This is a genomic window from Rhodococcus sp. IEGM 1241, from assembly GCF_033142365.1.
Taxonomy (GTDB): Bacteria; Actinomycetota; Actinomycetes; order Mycobacteriales; family Mycobacteriaceae; genus Rhodococcus_F; species Rhodococcus_F erythropolis.
On record NZ_JAWLSE010000012.1, the window covers coordinates 46,322 to 61,777 of the forward strand.

The following is a 15,456-nucleotide window of genomic DNA, read 5'->3' on the forward strand; positions in this document are numbered from 1 at the left end:
TCGACGACCTTGCTGACGACCTTGCTGACGACTGAAGCCCCCGCCGGACGGCGGGGGCTTCAGTACGCAACTCGGTCAGCTGCTGAAATGCTCGCCGAGCAACCGGTCCAACTCCGTCGGCGCCTCGTCGGGAATCCAGTGGCTCACACCCCGGAGAACTTCGAACCGATACGGACCGTCGACAAACGCGGGAGTGAGGGCAGAACCCTTGGGCCCGATGGCGGCGTCGCCGTCACTCCAGACGTGCAGGGTCGGCACGGTGACCCGGGCAGCTGCCGGGTTCGGCTTGGTCATCCACATCGCGCGGTACCAGTTCAGACCGCCGCGCAGTCTGCCGGGAGCGAGCATGGCGTTCAGATCGCGCCGCGCATTCGCCGGCGTCTGCCCACTCGAAACCAGGAACTTCTCGCCCAGCGAAGTCGAGGCCAGAATCTTCTCAGGAACGAAGGGCAATTGGAACGCCCCCATGTACCACGATTTCAGTCCCTGAGTGCTGGTCACCATCGCCTTGATGAAGGCCAGCGGGTGCGGAACCGACACCGTGGTAACGGTATCGAGCAAATCCGGCCGTTCGGCAGCCACCTGCCATGCGACTGCGGCACCCCAGTCGTGGCCGACCAGGTGCACCTTCCCCACACCGAGTGTGTCGATCAGCGCGACAGTGTCGGCGGCGAGTTCGGACCCGCGGTAGGCCCAGCGCGCTTTCGGCCGGGCACCGGGTGAGTACCCTCGCTGGTCCGGCGCCACGGTGCGGAAGCCGCGGGCGTGCAGTAACGGCGCGAGGTGATCCCATGAGCGGGAATCCTGCGGAAATCCGTGCAGGAGGACCACGACCGGACCGTCTGCCGGTCCGTCGTCGCGTACTTCGAAAGTCAGCCCGGACCGGGAGTACGAGGTGAGGCGATCCGCCAGCGTAGTCATAGCGCCACGCTAGTCTTCGCGGCCCGTGTAATCGGAGCCTTTTCACCTGCGCGCAGGAACTGGCCTGTCTTTTCGATGCCGAATCCCGGGGCAAATTCACCTTCGCGGTAGACGAGTCGGCCGTTGATCACTGTCGCGACGGCCGCATCGTCGCTGCGGTTGACCATTCGACTGATCCCGCCGTACTCGGGAACGGTTGCCTCGAACAAGCCGTCGACCGACTCGTCGAGCCCGGCTGGATCGATGACAACGAAGTCCGCGCGGTCGCCCTGGCGTAGATGTCCGGCGTCGATGCCGTACCAGTCCGCCAGTTCACCGGTCAGGCGGTGGATTGCGCGCTCGATGGTGAGGAACGGCTTGCGGTCACTCTGAGCGTCCTTGACGCGCTTGAGGAGTCGCACCGGGTAGTTGTAGAACGCCATGTTGCGCAGATGTGCGCCGGCATCGCCGAAGCCCATCTGCACACCGGAACTCGCGGCGAGTTTCTTCGCGAACTTGGGCCGGTGATTGGCAATGGTGGTGCGCCAGCGAAGATCTCGCCCGTACTTCACCACCAGGTCGAGGTACGCGTCCACCGGGTGCACTCCGCGGATGTCACCGACCTGACCGAAGTTCTTGCCGATCAACGTCTCGTCCGGGCATCCCACGATGACCGCATCGTAGAAATTGCGATGCCAGATGCGGGGTGAGAACTTGTTGTCGTAGTCCTTACGGAATGCGCGACGGTACGACTCGTCCTGGAGCAGTTCGTTGCGCTCCACCTGGTCCTTGAGATGCAAAGCGGCGGCGCCGGCACCGAACTCCTCGAACACGACGAGGTCGATTCCATCCGCGTAGACGGTGAAGGGAACCGGAAGGTGCTGCCACTTGAAATCGGTCTTCGCGAAGCGATTGAGCAGTGGGGCCGCAGCGAGCATGAAGTACACGATCACCGGGTAGGCCTTCGAATCCGCACCGGAGAGCAGCGACGTCTTGAGCGGCTTCTTGCGTCCGATGGCGGAGCTTTCGGCGAAGAACGCCGCGACGTTCGGATGCAGGTTGATGGTCGGAGCGCTCTGCAAGATCTTTCCGCGATCGCGAAGGATGCGGTTGAGGAATCGGAACTCTTTCCACCGTGCATACGTCGACGGCAAAGAGCGAGAACGGTATTCGTCGCCGTCGATCTTGTCGAGGGCATTGGTCATCGACGACAGGCCTAGCATCCCCGCATCGATGGCGTCCTCGAGCATCGAGCCCATCCGGCCGAGTTCCGAGCGGGTCGGCTTGACCTTCTTGTCGGTGCCGCGCCCCAATCCGAGTACGTGCGTGCGGATGTCGGAGTGGCCGATGAATGCCGCGACATTGGGTCCGAGGGGAAGGGCTTCGAGTGCGGCGGTGTAGGCCGCGGGACCGGTCCAGGTCTTGTTCGCTTCGAGGATGCGCAGCACCGCGTCGTGGGGAACTGCTTCGACCCGGCTGAACAGGTCAGCGATTTCACGCGGGGTCGAATACACCGTCGACAGCGAGCAATTGCCGAGCACGACCGTAGTGACGCCGTGGCGAACCGATTCCGGAAGGCCTGGACTGACCAAGGCTTCGGCGTCGTAGTGCGTGTGGACGTCGACAAAGCCCGGGAGAACCCACTTGCCGGCCGCGTCGATCACCTCGGTGTCCGGCCCGATCTCCAGGCGCGTCGTGGACACCTCCGCGACCACGCCGTCTCGAATTCCGAGATTTCGACGCAGACCAGGAGCCCCCGTCCCGTCGAACCACAACCCGTCGTTGACCACGATGTCGAAAGCAGACACTGTCGGACTCCTCGCCTCACGTATGTGTTACCTCACGTTATAGACAGCGTTGAGTAAAAGTCAATGAACCTTCCGAACCAATACATAAGATGTCGGAATGGCCGCAGTCCCCCGCTCCCCCGAAGACCGTCAGAGGCAAATCCTCGAGGTAGCAGTACACATGTTGCGGACCGAGCCTTTCGACCAACTGTCGATGGATCGCGTCGCAGCCGAGGCCGGTGTCTCGCCCCCACTGCTGTTTCACTACTTCAAGAACAAGAAGGGTTTCCAGAACGCGATCCTCGAGGCTGCCTCGGCCGATCTCGAAGATCGAATGCGACCGGATCCCGAACTACCGATCACGTCCCAGCTGCGTTCAGGTATCGAAACTTTCGTCGATGCCGTTATCGAGCACCCCACCATTTACCTCGCCGTGATGCGGATGGCCGGCAGTGGCGACATCCGGATGCGCACGATCTATCGCGGGATGCGCCGAACGTTCACCACATGGATCGTCGCCGCGCTCACAAATCTGGGCATCGAATCGAATGCGACCGTCGAGGCGACCATCGCCGGGTGGCAGGCATTCATGGAGGAAATAGTCGTCAACTGGATCGACGAGCCGACCCTCGAACGAGGCGAGATGGTCGACCTCTGCGAACGAATTTTCTATCACTGCCTACCGGCGGCGGGCATCAGCGTGGAACAAATAGTGGCGGCCACCATGGCTGCGACGGCCAGTGAGTCCGGCGCAACAAAACTGTGATCTTCGCGCCGGGGTTTCACAGGTGGTCACGATTGGGTATCTTGCTTGCAGTGGCGCTGGACCACGACCCCAACACATGAAGGATCCAACATGGAGTCTGTCGAAAACGTATTGCCCGAGGGTGTCAAGCTCGAAGACGTCTTGAGTGTCCTCAAGGTCGCAGTTGCGGGCATCGGCCTCATCAGCGCACTTTCGGCATTCAGCTGATCGCAAAGCGTCATCGACAGGCCGGACTTCGGGGAGTCCGGCCTGTTTTTTGTTTCCGCTCCTGAACAATCCGTGAACTTTTCAGCAACTTCAGCGCAAAGTGGTCATTTCGACCAAAACAAGCGTCCAGTTTGCTAACTTGTGTCTGCGACACAAGGTCGTACAGAAACACCACGCAGACACAACCTTGTACATACAAACCTGTACATACGACACGGAGGACCGAAACATGGGTTCCATCAACACCCTCAGCGCCGTCATCGACATCATCAAGGTCGTCCAGCCGTTGATCGCCAAGCTCAACCTCAGCTGATTCGCTTGCACCACACCCCTGCCAGGGCGTAACTCGAAATGGGGCCGACATTGTCGGCCCCATTTTCCATAGGTGCTTCATGAATGCCGATCGTCGAAGGTCAGCTTTTCGAGAACGTTGGGATCTGTCATGTCCTGCCCCTCCGCCCTCAGTCGTAGAAATCGTTCCACGGATCGGTTGTAGCTCTCGGTCCAGGTTTCTTCACTGGACCAATACACGCCTGCCTTCAGATCGTCGATGTGCATGTACCTGTCGAGCATCAATTCCCTCAACTGGTGTGCAGTAACTGTTTCGGTACCGATCCACCCCTGCAGTCGAGCGGGCGTCGGAGACAGCAATCTGGCCGCGTCCACGAGAGAGTCGCCAGCGGCCAACCACTCCACATCCCAGCGCGGACAGACCCGAACCAGAGCGCGATCCTCATATGCCGGCGTCTTCAGAACCGCAGTGACCGAGTCTGTTTCACCAAGACTCTCGAAGATCGCGGCGATAGCCGGAACAGCAGCAGAGTCGGCAAAGAAGAGGTACCCGTCGACATCATCCGACGGAAGAAATTCCGGACGCCTGCCGGTGAAGGCGACCGTGTCCCCTGGCCTGACAGCGACAGCCCACCTTACACCGAGCCCATCGCCGTGATCGAGAATGTCGACCAGGAGGGTGGATTCAGAACGCATAAACCTCCTGACTGTATAGACGCGATGCTCACCGGGTGCAAGATGCAGCTTCATCGCGTCACCAGGCGCGGGGTCCTGGTATCGATCGAAGTCCTTGCTATGCAGTGTGAGCCGAATGAAGTTCGCACCCACCCTGGACACTTCGCGAACCACCGCTTCACCATGAAACGGATACTCTGAAGGATCCGAAAGTAGGCGGTGCAGCGCACGTCGAACCGACGTCACCCTCCGGCCCGATCCTCAATGGCAAGTACTCCGGACATCCGATCCAATAGAAACTCGGTAGTCGCCGGATTGGGAAACAGTAGGGCACTCGAAAGTTCCTGATCGATCACGATCAACCTATGTTCCCCTGTCGAAACGAGACCTGTCACGGTCGGGAGAGATAGGAATTCCTCGGTCGAACCTTCACCGTATGTACTGATCATGGCTACGTCGGCGGTATCCAGAATGCCGAAACCCTCCGGGGAGAATTTCACAAAAGCCGCCGTTGATTCGGTTGCTGCCGCCGATACCGCGGAAGATCCCCTCATACCTAGCGACGACAAGAACCGCGCAGACGGGTTGCTCTCCTGGCCAAGCAAATACAATGTCCCACCTGCATATTGGCCGTACGCAAACGACTTCCCTTCCAGATTTGGATGACTCGATCTGAAATCAGCAATTGCACCCCTCGCTTGAACCACGAGGGATTCGGCCGCTCCCCTGCGGCCGAGAGCCATACCGATCAACTCGGTCAATTCATCACCCGAATCTTGAAGGAGCGCAGTCTTGTAGGAAATCACCGGCGCGATACGGCTGAGCACCTCGTAGGCCTTGTCGTACTCGGCCTGCGCCGTAGTTGCGAGAATGACGTCAGGATCAAGTGCTGCGATCGCCTCGATATTCGGGGTTGTCGAATCCAATGTGAGAACTTCGGATGGAAGGATCATCCCCGACCAGTTTCCGTCCGGCGACGACGGATTACGCACCGCCCCAACAATTTCCATCCCTAAAGCGGACGCAATTTGAGCGTCCCCCGAACCCAGAGCCACAACCCTGGACGGAGCGGTTTCGATCGTCACCTCACCATGCGCGTGCTCCACGGTGACAGGAAAAGCGTTCGACGTCGATGTCTCCATCACTTTGTTTTCACCGACATCGGCACTACAGCCAACTACCGCCGTCAGCACCACTGCAATTGCTGACGCGATCGCTGCAGCGCGACAAACGGCATTGCGGCGCGCAAGCATTGTCCGGGGAGGTTCCTTCATCATCACTGTTCGAGGCATACAGTAAGGGTAACCTATTAATGAGGAACACTCATAAACTACGCCGACACCAAGGCAGACAGAGGTCTGCTCTGCATCCATCGGCCTGCCTAGACTGGTTCAGTGAATACGACACCGAGTCAACCGAGAAAAAGGGCAGTTGGTCGTCCCAAGCGTCTCGACCTCGGGTCGCTACTCGATGCGGTGTTGCACTTCGGGCTCGACACATTCACGATGGCGCAGATCGCGAATCATCTCGGCGTCAGCGAGGGCACGTTGTACAACTACGTCCGAAGTCGGGAGGAGTTGCGCGGGCGCACGGCTGCCCGACTACTCGACTCCATCGACACGGTGGTGGACTCCTCCGACGACTGGATCAACTACCTCGTCGAGGTAAATCGGCAATTGCGGAACCTCGCCGTGGAGAACGTCGGACTATCGTCGTACTACCTACACGGCCCATACCGGCCACAGACGATCGATCTGTTCGACAGGATCGTCTCCGGTGTTGTCCAGCGACTTCCCCACTCGGACATTGATCTAGCCTTCGTTCTCGCATCCCATGCATCCACCACCACGCTGTCGTTCTTCTCAGGCATCGACGTAGACGAACGCATCTTCCGTCGCGTCCTGCGGTCAACTCTTCCTGCTCTCAACGAAGCGCTCGACGGCGCAGCGCCTGCAGGGGTCAGTTGGGCCCACGTAGTTCAAGTCGCAAGGCAGTAGTTCAAGTCGCAAGGCAACGGTGACGCGCCAAGAAGTCGGACGAATTACCGGGATTCATTTGTCTTGGATGCGCGAGCATCCGGCCTCGTACGGAAGCCCAGACCCTCGCTGATTTCGGAAGCAAGCACCGCAGCCAGCTGCGGCGGCACCGCATTGCCGATCATCGTGCGCACCGCTCCCCACTTGCCTTCGAATACGTAGTCGTCGGGAAAGGTCTGGAGGCGAGCAGCTTCTCGAACGGTCAAGGATCGCGTGTGTTTCGGGTGCACGTTGCGGGAAGCCGAGATCATCCCGAAGGTGGTTCCGACCGTCGACGCCGGCTCGTCCCACCGGAGGCGCTTGTACGTCGTGTTGTACCCGGACGACGGTCGCATGGCCGGATCTTCGTTGTCGTGCGCCGACATTCCTTCTGGTACATCACGCAGCCACCGCAAGACGTGCTCGGGATGCTCGACGGCCCAGTGCAGCGGGTCCGTCTCGCAAGCCTGCCCGGATTCCAGCGGGGCCAGGTCGACGGTGGCATCGCGAAAAGTCCTCAGCGGCGCAACACCATTCACGCCGTGAGTCTTCGGCGGAAAACGCAGCGGCCCGATACTACTGTCGCGGCGGGTCGCCACGATGAACACTCGTTCCCGGAACTGCGGGACGCCGTAATCCTGCGCATTGACCGTGTTGACCGACGCGTCGTAACCGCATGCAGCCATCTCGCCGAGAATCCGGTCGACGACCATCCCACCGTCCGGGTCCTTCATGCTGAGCAGCAGTCGCACGTTTTCCATCACCAAGACCTTCGGCTTCACCAATTCGGCGAGCTGCAGCAGGTTCCGGAAGAGATGGTTGCGCGGATCGTCGCGGTCTCGCCGACCGGCAAGGCTGAACCCCTGACACGGCGGTCCCCCAGCCAACACATCGATGTCCACTTGTGCCAGAAGATCTTTCACCCGGGCTTCGTCGATCGCCCGAATGTCCTCGCCGAGGCACCTCGCGCCGGGGAAGTTCCGATCGAAGGTCGCACGCGCCTCCGGCACGACTTCGATGTATCCCTCCACCGAAAACCCCGCCATCCGAAAGCCTTCGGCCATACCGCCACAACCCGAGAACGCTGTCAATACGGTGGGGCCGCCGCTTCCTGCCCCCGCGACGGCACGCCGGGCCACCGAGGCGGGGTCGTTGACCGGTGTCACTCGACGCGCACGGGTACTGCCGCTCGATCGCTTCCGGGGGGCCGCGTACGTACCCTCACGCTTGGCCGCTTCCAGCGCGGAGAGGGCCGTGAGAACTGCTCGTTCCGCCGGTGGCTTCGGATACGCCTTGTCGAGTTCCCACGCGGAGACGACGGCTGACGAGACTCCCGCTTGACGGGCGAACTGGAACTGACTGATCCCCACGTCCAAGCGCCGTGATCGCAGGTCCTGTCCCGAAATCAATTCAGTGCCTCACTCATATGGTCCGCTCGCTCCGGCAGCCCAGACTATCGCAGCCGACCCCGTGAACCGGGACCTCACAAGGAAGACCGGCAGGCGGTATGCCTGCCGGTCTCCGACACGAGCGGATGACGGGACTCGAACCCGTGTGAACGGCTTTGCAGGCCGGTGCCTAGCCACTCAGCCACACCCGCGTCAGTGAGTAACTCTGCCCTGAGTCACGGCGTCGAACCACAGTTCCGCTCAGCATGATTCGAGTGCGATCCCACCCGCCGTTCCAGTCTCTGGGAAAACTGCGAGCCCTTCGGGAACAAATCGGTCAGTCTCGATGCTGACTCCCTCGGCGGGCGCAGATCATACGAATTTCGCCCGAACGACCGAGCAGTTCGCCAGACCCAGACAACCCAGAAGGTTTCATGAGTGCCGAGAACACCGCCGTTGCCCCGCCCGTGAAGGCAGCCCCGCCCATAGAGGCAGCCCCGCTGGAAATGAGCAGTGTCGACCGTAAGCCCAGCGTCGGGAAGATTCTTGCCCTCGGTTCCATGACTGCGCTCGGGCCCTTCACCATCGACATGTACCTGCCCGCGCTGCCGGATATCGGCGCCGATCTCGGGGTCTCGTCGTCAACGGTTCAGCTGACGATCACCGGAACTCTCATCGGCCTCGCACTCGGACAGCTGTTGGTCGGGCCGCTCTCGGACACTCTCGGCCGCAAGAAGCCGCTGCTCGCCGGGATCGGTGTGCACATCCTGGCTTCGCTGCTGGCGGTCTTCGCACCGAGCATCGCGGTCCTCGGCATCCTGCGGGTTTTCCAGGGCATGGGCGCGGCGGCCGCGGCAGTGGTCACCATGGCGATCGTCCGCGACCTCTACAGCGGTAACACCGTTGCCGTCGTGATGAGCCGGCTGATGCTCGTGCTCGGCGTTGCGCCGATCCTGGCGCCCAGCATCGGTGGCGCCCTCCTCGTCGCCCTCGACTGGCGCGGGATCTTCGTCGTCCTGGCACTGATCGGCGTCGGCACAGCGATGATCGGTGCTTTCGGACTGTCCGAAACACTGCCGAAGGAAAAGCGTCGCCCGAGCGGATTGAAGTCGGTTCTCCGCACCTACGGTTCGCTGCTCGGCGACCGCACGTTCATGGTCCTGACGCTCGTCTCCAGCGTCGGTATGGCGTCGTTGTTCGCGTATGTCTCAGGCGCGTCGTTTGTCTATCAAGATCAGTACGGCCTCAATCAGCAGGAGTTCGCACTGCTCTTCAGTGCGGGCGCGATTGCGTTGATCGGTGCTTCGCAGGTCAACGTCCGACTGCTCGACCGGTGGACTCCTCAGCAGATCACCAAGTGGGCCCTCGTGGCTGCGGTTGTCTCCGGCGCTGTAGTCATTACTGTCGCGGACCTGGAACTGGGCGGGCTCGCCGGATTCGTGATCGCGCTCTGGGTCATGGCCGGCGCAATCGGGTTCGTTCTCCCCAACGCCCCGGCACTGGCTCTCGCTCGTCACGGCGAAGCGGCCGGTACTGCCGCGGCAATGCTCGGTGCATTCCAGTTCGGCGTCGGTGCGGCCATCGCGCCGGCCGTCGGCCTGCTGGGAAACACGAGCACAGCCCTGGCCGTCACGATGACGGCGTGTGTGTCGCTCGGTCTGGTCGCTCTTCTGGCTACGACCCGAAAGAGTGATACGACCCGAAAGAGTGAATCGGTCTAACCGGCAGCGGAGAACCACTCGCTGTAGAAGGTGGCAAGTCCCAGGACGCACGAGATCGCGACGAAGATCCAGAATCTTGCGATCACGACGGTTTCCGGCCAACCGAGTAACTCGAAGTGATGATGGATCGGGGCCATCTTGAATACGCGTCGGCCGGACGATCGGAAGACCAGAACCTGGATGATCACCGACAGGATCTCAGCCACGAACAGGGCGCCGATGATGACCATCAGCAGCTCGGTGTGCGTCGTGACGGACAGGCCGACCACCAGGCCGCCCAGCGCCAAGGAGCCGGTGTCACCCATGAAGATCTGAGCCGGGGCGGCATTCCACCAGAGGAAGCCGAGGCACGCCCCGCCTGCCGCGGCAGCGACGATAGCGAGATCCAGGGGGTCACGAACGTCGTAGCAGCCGGCGGCAGGCTCGAGGACACACGAGTTCCGGTACTGCCAACCGGCGATGACAACGTAGGTCCCCAGGATCATGCCCATCGAACCGGCCGCGAGACCATCGAGACCGTCGGTGAAATTGACGGCGTTGGACCAGGCGAACACCAGAATGCAGAAGAAGACCACAAAGCCGATGGCACCCATGGAGAACACCGAGATATCTCGCACATGGGACAGGTACTGGCTTCCGGGGGTGACTCCGTTGTTGTTGGAGAACTGCAGGAAGAGAATGCCGAAGATGATGGCGCTCGCGAGCTGACCGACGGTCTTCGCTGTCTTGTTGAGCCCGAGATTGCGCTTCTTACGGATCTTGATGAAGTCGTCGAGAAAGCCGACGATTCCCAGTGACGTGGCGAGCGCGAGAACCAGCCAACCGGATGCAGACAACCGCGGTAGCCGCGAGCCGAAACCGATGATGTGTGCCGCCAGGTAGCCCGCCCACATGCCGGCGATGATCGCGATGCCGCCCATCGACGGGGTGCCACGCTTGCCCTGATGACTCTGCGGACCCTCGATCCGAATCTCGTGCCCGAGCCCCTGCCGCGAAAGCACACGAATGAGAAACGGAGTCAGGAAGAGCGCGACGAACAACGAGACGCCACCCGCTACGAGGATTGAAATCACCCGTGGGACTCTACAGACGTAAGCGGCTGCGACACACAATCAGACAAGGCACCCGACCGCTTGCCAGCATGGGATGATCGAACTTATGTCTCCCCCCGCGCCGCTCCCCCTCGACCCCATCGAAGAGGCGCATCGTCAGTGGACGAAGCACGGTTGGAGCGATGTCGCCGACGGTATGGCTGCGGTCACGTCGGTGATGCGTGCGCAGCAGATCATGATGGCGCGGGTCGAAGAGGTACTCAAGCCTCTCGGGCTGACCTTCGCCCGCTACGAACTGCTGACGCTTCTCACCTTCACCAGGTCGGGCGCGCTCCCGATGGCCAAGGCAAGCGCCCGACTCCAGGTTCACCCCACCAGCGTCACCAATGCCGTCGACCGCTTGGAGAAAGCGGAGCTGGTCAGACGGGTCCCGCATCCCAGCGATCGACGTGCGACGCTCATCGAGATCTCCGACGCGGGTCGCGCGCTGGCCCTCGAAGCCACTGAAATGCTCAACAGCAAAGTGTTCGCACACCCCGGACTCCAGCAGGACAAGCTCGAGCAATTGGTGACGATCCTCACTGAACTTCGCAAGACTGCGGGTGACTTCGACACCGGCGGCGCGCCCACCAAGTGGTGAACCGACGACCCGTACACACAAAGAAACTGCCCTCACACTCTCGACGAGTGTGAGGGCAGTTTCAGCTGTTCGAAAGTTCAGCGCTAACGAATTTCAGCGGTGCTTGAACTCGGCGGACCGCTTCTCCACGAACGCGGTCATGCCTTCCTTCTGATCCTCCGTCGCGAAGGTCGAGTGGAACACCCGACGCTCGAAGCGGACGCCCTCGGCGAGTGTGGTCTCGAAGGAACGGTTGACCGCTTCCTTGGCCATCATCGCAATCGGCAGCGACATCTCGGCGATGGTGGTTGCGGTCTTCAATGCGTCGTCGAGCAGATCGGCGGCCGGAACGATCCGGGCAACCAGGCCTGCGCGCTCGGCCTCTTCTGCGTCCATGTTGCGGCCGGTCAGGCACAGCTCCATGGCCTTGGCCTTACCCACGGCGCGCGTAAGGCGCTGTGAGCCACCGATACCCGGAATGACACCGAGCTTGATCTCGGGCTGGCCGAACTTCGCGGTATCCGAAGCGATGATGAAATCGCAGAGCATCGCCAGTTCGCAGCCACCACCGAGCGCGTACCCGGAGACGGCGGCGATCAGCGGCTTACGAGCGGCTGCGACGCGGTCCCACGGGGTGAAGAAATCTTCGACGTATGCGTCCATGTACGTCTTGGACTGCATTTCCTTGATGTCGGCGCCGGCGGCGAAGGCGCGCTCGGAACCGGTGATCAGGATGGCTCCGATGCCGTTGTCCGCTTCGAGGTCGGCAACCGCGGCGACGACCTCGTTCATCAGCTCGGAGTTCAGGGCGTTGAGAGCCTTCGGGCGGTTGAGCGTGATGACGCCGACGCGACCCTTACGCTCGAGGATGATGGTGTTGAAGTCGGTCACTACTGTCCTTCGGTCGAACGGTCACGGATGTCGTTGATGATGGCAGAGAAGTCCTGACCGCCACCGCCCGCGGCGTGGAAGCGACTGTAGAGTTCCGCGGCCTTGAGCCCGATCTCCGCATCGACGCCGTTGTTGCGCAGCGCATTTGCAGCCAGACCGAGGTCCTTGTCCATCAGCGCGACAGCAAAGCCGGGCTGGTAGTCGTTGTTGGCCGGGCTGGTGGGCACCGGTCCCGGTACCGGGCAGTTGGTGGTCAGTGCCCAGCACTGCCCCGAGGCGTTGGACGCCACGTCGAAGAGCGCCTGGTTGCTCAGGCCGAGCTTCTCGCCCAGCACGAATGCCTCGCTGATCGCGATCATCGAAATGCCGAGGATCATGTTGTTGCAGATCTTGGCAGCCTGGCCGACACCGGCGTCGCCGCAGTGAACGACCTTGCGGCCCATCACGTCCAGCAACGGTGACGCGGCCTGGAAGTCAGCCTCGGAACCGCCGACCATGAATGCCAGCGTGCCTGCGGTAGCCCCGACGACTCCACCGGAGACCGGTGCGTCGACGCTGCGGTGACCGGCCGCTTCGGCCTTGTCGTGTGCCTCGCGGGCGTCGGCGACGTCGATGGTGGAACAGTCGATGAACAGCGTGCCCGGTGTTGCCACCGGCAGCAGCTCTTCGTACAGACCCAGAACATGCTTACCGCTCGGCAGCATCGTGATCACGACGTCGGCACCGCGAACGGCATCGACCGCCGAATCCGCTACCGATGCACCGTCTTTGACTGCCTGCTCCAGCGCCGCGGGTGCCAGATCGAAACCGACGACCTTGTGTCCGGCCTTGACGAGATTGGCCGCCATCGGGCCACCCATGTGACCGAGTCCGATAAATCCAATGGTGCTCATTAGTGATGCTCCTTCGGCGGTGATCAGTTGCCTTGCGGTTGAGGGGTGAGTCCGAGCTCGTTGTCGCCCAGCGGGGCGAAGTAGGCATCGACGGATTCAGCCGTGACATCTTCGAGGGTTGCCGGCAACCACTTCGGGTTTCGGTCCTTCTCGACTACCTGGGCGCGAATACCCTCGACCAGGTCGTGTGAGGCGAGCGCTGCCGTCGAGACCCGGAACTCCTCGTTGAGGACTTCTTCCAAGCTTGCTGCTTCCTTGGCATGTCGCAGGGATCGCAGGGTCACCGACAGTGCAATCGGGGACTTGCCGAGAATCTGCTCCGCTGCCTTCTCCGCCTCGGGGATTCCACTCGCTCGAAGACGCTCGACGATGGTGGAGACGTCGTCGGCAGAGTACGCGGCGTCGATCCAGCTCTGCTGGGCCAACAGTTCCGACACCGGAGCCGGCTCCGCGTACTGCGCCACGGCGTCGGCAACCGAAGACGACGCGAGTGCGGCGATGAACGTCTCGATGTTCTCCGACGGGATGAAGTGATCCGCGAAGCCTGCTGCGATGGCATCGCCGGCGCTCAGTCGCGCCGTGGTGAGCGCGATGTGCGTTCCGAGTTCACCGGGAGCACGCGAGAGCAGGTAAGTTCCGCCCACGTCAGGGATGAAACCGATTCCGGTCTCGGGCATTCCGATCATCGAGCGCTCGGTCACGATGCGAATGTCGCCGTGTGCGGACACTCCGACGCCGCCGCCCATGACGATCCCGTCCATGATTGCGACGTACGGCTTCGGGTAGTTCGCGATCTCGGAATTGAGGATGTACTCCTCACGCCAGAAATCGAGCGAACCGGTCTTGCCGTCCTTGGCGTCGTGGTAGATCGAGACGATGTCGCCGCCGGCGCACAGACCACGATCGCCGGCGCCCGTGAGTACGACCGCCTTGACGTCGTCGTCGGACTTCCATTCCGCGAGTGCCTTGGCCATCGCCTTGACCATCGAGTGGTTGAGGGCGTTGATCGCCTTGGGCCGGTTGAGGGTGATGAGCCCCAGTCCGTCACGCTTTTCGATCAATACCTCGAGCTCGTCGCTCATGCTGCTCCTTGCTTTCCCTGACCTGATGCGACCACGCTTCGCGCGATGACCACCCTCATGATCTCGTTGCTGCCTTCGAGGATCTGATGAATCCGAAGATCGCGGACGATCTTCTCGATCCCGTACTCAGCAAGATAGCCGTACCCGCCGTGAAGCTGGAGAGCCTTGTTGGCTACGTCGAACCCGGTGTCGGTGGCAAAGCGCTTGGCCATCGCACACAACTCCACGACGTCGGACGCTCCGTCTTCGAGTGCGGCAGCGGCGCGCCACAGCAACGTCCTGGCCGCTTCGAGTTCGGTACGCATGTCGGCGAGCTGGAACTGCAGGGCCTGCGACTCGATCAGTGCCGAACCGAAAGCTTTGCGGTCCACCAGATATGCGACTGCCTTCTCCAGCGCCGCCTGGGCCCCACCGACCGAGCAGGCGGCGATGTTCAGCCGGCCGCCGTTGAGACCCTTCATAGCGATGCGGAAGCCGCTGCCCTCTTCACCGAGCATGTTGGCGGCAGGAACTCGCACGTCTTCGAAGATCACCTGACGGGTGGGCTGCGCGTTCCAGCCCATCTTGACCTCGTTGGCACCGAACGACAGTCCGGGCGAATCCTTGGGCACGATGAACGCCGAGATCCCCTTGGCACCGGCAGATCCGGTGCGCGCCATCACGACGTACACGTCGGAAGTGCCTGCGCCGGAGATGAACTGCTTGACGCCGTTGAGGATGTAGTCGTCGCCGTCACGAACGGCCTTGGTGCTCAAGCCCGCAGCATCGGAGCCAGCGCCGGGTTCGGTGAGGCAGTAGCTGCCCAGTTGATCCATCGAGCAGAGTCCGGGGACCCACTTGTGGCGCTGTTCGTCGTTGCCGAACTGGTCGATCATCCACGTGACCATGTTGTGGATGGAGATGTACGCGGCGATCGACGGATCGCCCTTGGCCAGCTCTTCGAAGATCCGGGCAGCGTCGACGCGGCTCAGCTCACTGCCGCCCACGTCTTCACGAATGTAGATACCGCCCATTCCCAGGGACGCCGCCTTACGGAGGACGTCCACCGGGAAATGCTTGGTTTGATCCCACTCCACTGCGTTGGGCGCCAGATGCTCGGCCGCGAAGTCGCGGGCAGTGTCACGAATCGCCCGCTCGTCATCGGTCAGAGTAAACATGGAAGGTAGTCC

General features: G+C 61.8%; 15 protein-coding genes and 1 tRNA gene. 5 read left to right on the forward strand and 11 right to left on the reverse strand.

Annotated features, from left to right (window positions below):
* Window positions 1–75 precede the first annotated feature (75 nt).
* The gene (locus R4P70_RS29520; RefSeq protein ID WP_317833174.1) at window positions 76–921 is read right to left on the reverse strand and encodes an alpha/beta fold hydrolase; all 846 of its coding nucleotides are present in this window, start codon (window positions 919–921) and stop codon (window positions 76–78) included.
* Window positions 918–2,708, reverse strand: coding sequence for an N-acyl-D-amino-acid deacylase family protein (locus tag R4P70_RS29525; protein ID WP_020970060.1), 1,791 nt, complete (start codon window positions 2,706–2,708; stop codon window positions 918–920). Before R4P70_RS29525 ends, R4P70_RS29520 begins: the two co-directional genes overlap by 4 nt.
* Before the next feature lie 97 nt (window positions 2,709–2,805).
* Here R4P70_RS29525 and R4P70_RS29530 point away from each other — a divergent pair, with 97 nt between their 5' ends.
* Window positions 2,806–3,453 carry a TetR/AcrR family transcriptional regulator gene (locus tag R4P70_RS29530; protein WP_317833177.1) on the forward strand — a complete coding sequence of 216 codons (648 nt, stop codon included), beginning with the start codon at window positions 2,806–2,808 and terminating at the stop codon, window positions 3,451–3,453.
* A gap of 394 nt (window positions 3,454–3,847) precedes the next feature.
* Entirely contained in the window at window positions 3,848–3,973 is a 126-nt protein-coding gene (locus R4P70_RS29535; RefSeq protein WP_255246884.1) for a hypothetical protein, read from the forward strand.
* A gap of 77 nt (window positions 3,974–4,050) precedes the next feature.
* On the opposite strand, the gene R4P70_RS29540 is transcribed toward R4P70_RS29535, so the two are convergent.
* Window positions 4,051–4,701, reverse strand: coding sequence for a siderophore-interacting protein (locus tag R4P70_RS29540; RefSeq protein ID WP_317833180.1), 651 nt, complete (start codon window positions 4,699–4,701; stop codon window positions 4,051–4,053).
* A 167-nt stretch (window positions 4,702–4,868) separates the two neighbouring features.
* Window positions 4,869–5,999, reverse strand: coding sequence for an ABC transporter substrate-binding protein (locus tag R4P70_RS29545; protein WP_317833182.1), 1,131 nt, complete (start codon window positions 5,997–5,999; stop codon window positions 4,869–4,871).
* A gap of 21 nt (window positions 6,000–6,020) precedes the next feature.
* Between R4P70_RS29545 and R4P70_RS29550 the strand changes: the two genes are divergently transcribed.
* Entirely contained in the window at window positions 6,021–6,623 is a 603-nt protein-coding gene (locus R4P70_RS29550) for a TetR/AcrR family transcriptional regulator (RefSeq protein WP_317833184.1), read from the forward strand.
* Window positions 6,624–6,667: 44 nt separating this feature from the next.
* Here R4P70_RS29550 and dcm read toward each other — a convergent pair whose 3' ends face one another.
* Together dcm and R4P70_RS29560 are read right to left on the reverse strand one after the other, a co-directional pair.
* Window positions 6,668–8,011, reverse strand: coding sequence for a DNA cytosine methyltransferase (gene dcm / locus R4P70_RS29555; protein WP_317833186.1), 1,344 nt, complete (start codon window positions 8,009–8,011; stop codon window positions 6,668–6,670).
* Window positions 8,012–8,170: 159 nt separating this feature from the next.
* Window positions 8,171–8,241, reverse strand: a tRNA-Cys gene (locus R4P70_RS29560).
* 222 nt (window positions 8,242–8,463) lie between these two features.
* On the opposite strand from R4P70_RS29560, the gene R4P70_RS29565 reads away from it, so the two are divergent.
* A complete protein-coding gene (locus R4P70_RS29565; protein ID WP_411742491.1) occupies window positions 8,464–9,750 on the forward strand; it encodes a multidrug effflux MFS transporter in 1,287 nt (428 codons plus the stop codon).
* Here R4P70_RS29565 and mraY read toward each other — a convergent pair.
* Window positions 9,747–10,823, reverse strand: a complete 1,077-nt coding sequence (gene mraY, locus R4P70_RS29570; protein ID WP_003941316.1) for a phospho-N-acetylmuramoyl-pentapeptide-transferase — start codon at window positions 10,821–10,823, stop codon at window positions 9,747–9,749. The genes R4P70_RS29565 and mraY overlap by 4 nt on opposite strands.
* A gap of 85 nt (window positions 10,824–10,908) precedes the next feature.
* Between mraY and R4P70_RS29575 the strand changes: the two genes are divergently transcribed.
* Entirely contained in the window at window positions 10,909–11,442 is a 534-nt protein-coding gene (locus tag R4P70_RS29575) for a MarR family winged helix-turn-helix transcriptional regulator (protein WP_020970065.1), read from the forward strand.
* A gap of 93 nt (window positions 11,443–11,535) precedes the next feature.
* Here R4P70_RS29575 and R4P70_RS29580 read toward each other — a convergent pair whose 3' ends face one another.
* Genes R4P70_RS29580 through R4P70_RS29595 form a run of 4 tightly spaced genes read right to left on the reverse strand, consistent with a single transcriptional unit; the run spans window position 11,536 to window position 15,444 of the window.
* The gene (locus R4P70_RS29580; RefSeq protein ID WP_003941374.1) at window positions 11,536–12,312 is read right to left on the reverse strand and encodes an enoyl-CoA hydratase; all 777 of its coding nucleotides are present in this window, start codon (window positions 12,310–12,312) and stop codon (window positions 11,536–11,538) included.
* The gene (mmsB, locus tag R4P70_RS29585) at window positions 12,312–13,205 is read right to left on the reverse strand and encodes a 3-hydroxyisobutyrate dehydrogenase (RefSeq protein ID WP_003941308.1); all 894 of its coding nucleotides are present in this window, start codon (window positions 13,203–13,205) and stop codon (window positions 12,312–12,314) included. The genes R4P70_RS29580 and mmsB overlap by 1 nt, the downstream gene beginning before the upstream one ends.
* 23 nt (window positions 13,206–13,228) lie before the next feature.
* Window positions 13,229–14,287: an enoyl-CoA hydratase/isomerase family protein gene (locus R4P70_RS29590; protein ID WP_069147265.1), complete on the reverse strand. Its 1,059-nt coding sequence runs from the start codon at window positions 14,285–14,287 to the stop codon at window positions 13,229–13,231.
* On the reverse strand, window positions 14,284–15,444 hold the full coding sequence (locus R4P70_RS29595) for an isobutyryl-CoA dehydrogenase (protein ID WP_317833189.1): 1,161 nt from the start codon (window positions 15,442–15,444) through the stop codon (window positions 14,284–14,286). The genes R4P70_RS29590 and R4P70_RS29595 overlap by 4 nt, the downstream gene beginning before the upstream one ends.
* Between the last annotated feature and the right edge of the window lie 12 nt (window positions 15,445–15,456).

Bases quoted from the DNA above. Each gene is read 5' to 3' on its own strand.
- R4P70_RS29520 (WP_317833174.1), bottom strand. From the start codon at position 921: ATGACTACGCTGGCGGATCGCCTCACCTCGTACTCCCGGTCCGGGCTG.
- R4P70_RS29530 (WP_317833177.1), top strand. From the start codon at position 2,806: ATGGCCGCAGTCCCCCGCTCCCCCGAAGACCGTCAGAGGCAAATCCTC.
- R4P70_RS29540 (WP_317833180.1), bottom strand. From the start codon at position 4,701: ATGAAGCTGCATCTTGCACCCGGTGAGCATCGCGTCTATACAGTCAGG.
- R4P70_RS29545 (WP_317833182.1), bottom strand. From the start codon at position 5,999: ATGGATGCAGAGCAGACCTCTGTCTGCCTTGGTGTCGGCGTAGTTTAT.
- R4P70_RS29565 (WP_411742491.1), top strand. From the start codon at position 8,464: ATGAGTGCCGAGAACACCGCCGTTGCCCCGCCCGTGAAGGCAGCCCCG.
- R4P70_RS29575 (WP_020970065.1), top strand. From the start codon at position 10,909: ATGTCTCCCCCCGCGCCGCTCCCCCTCGACCCCATCGAAGAGGCGCAT.
- mmsB (WP_003941308.1), bottom strand. From the start codon at position 13,205: ATGAGCACCATTGGATTTATCGGACTCGGTCACATGGGTGGCCCGATG.
- R4P70_RS29590 (WP_069147265.1), bottom strand. From the start codon at position 14,287: ATGAGCGACGAGCTCGAGGTATTGATCGAAAAGCGTGACGGACTGGGG.
- R4P70_RS29595 (WP_317833189.1), bottom strand. From the start codon at position 15,444: ATGTTTACTCTGACCGATGACGAGCGGGCGATTCGTGACACTGCCCGC.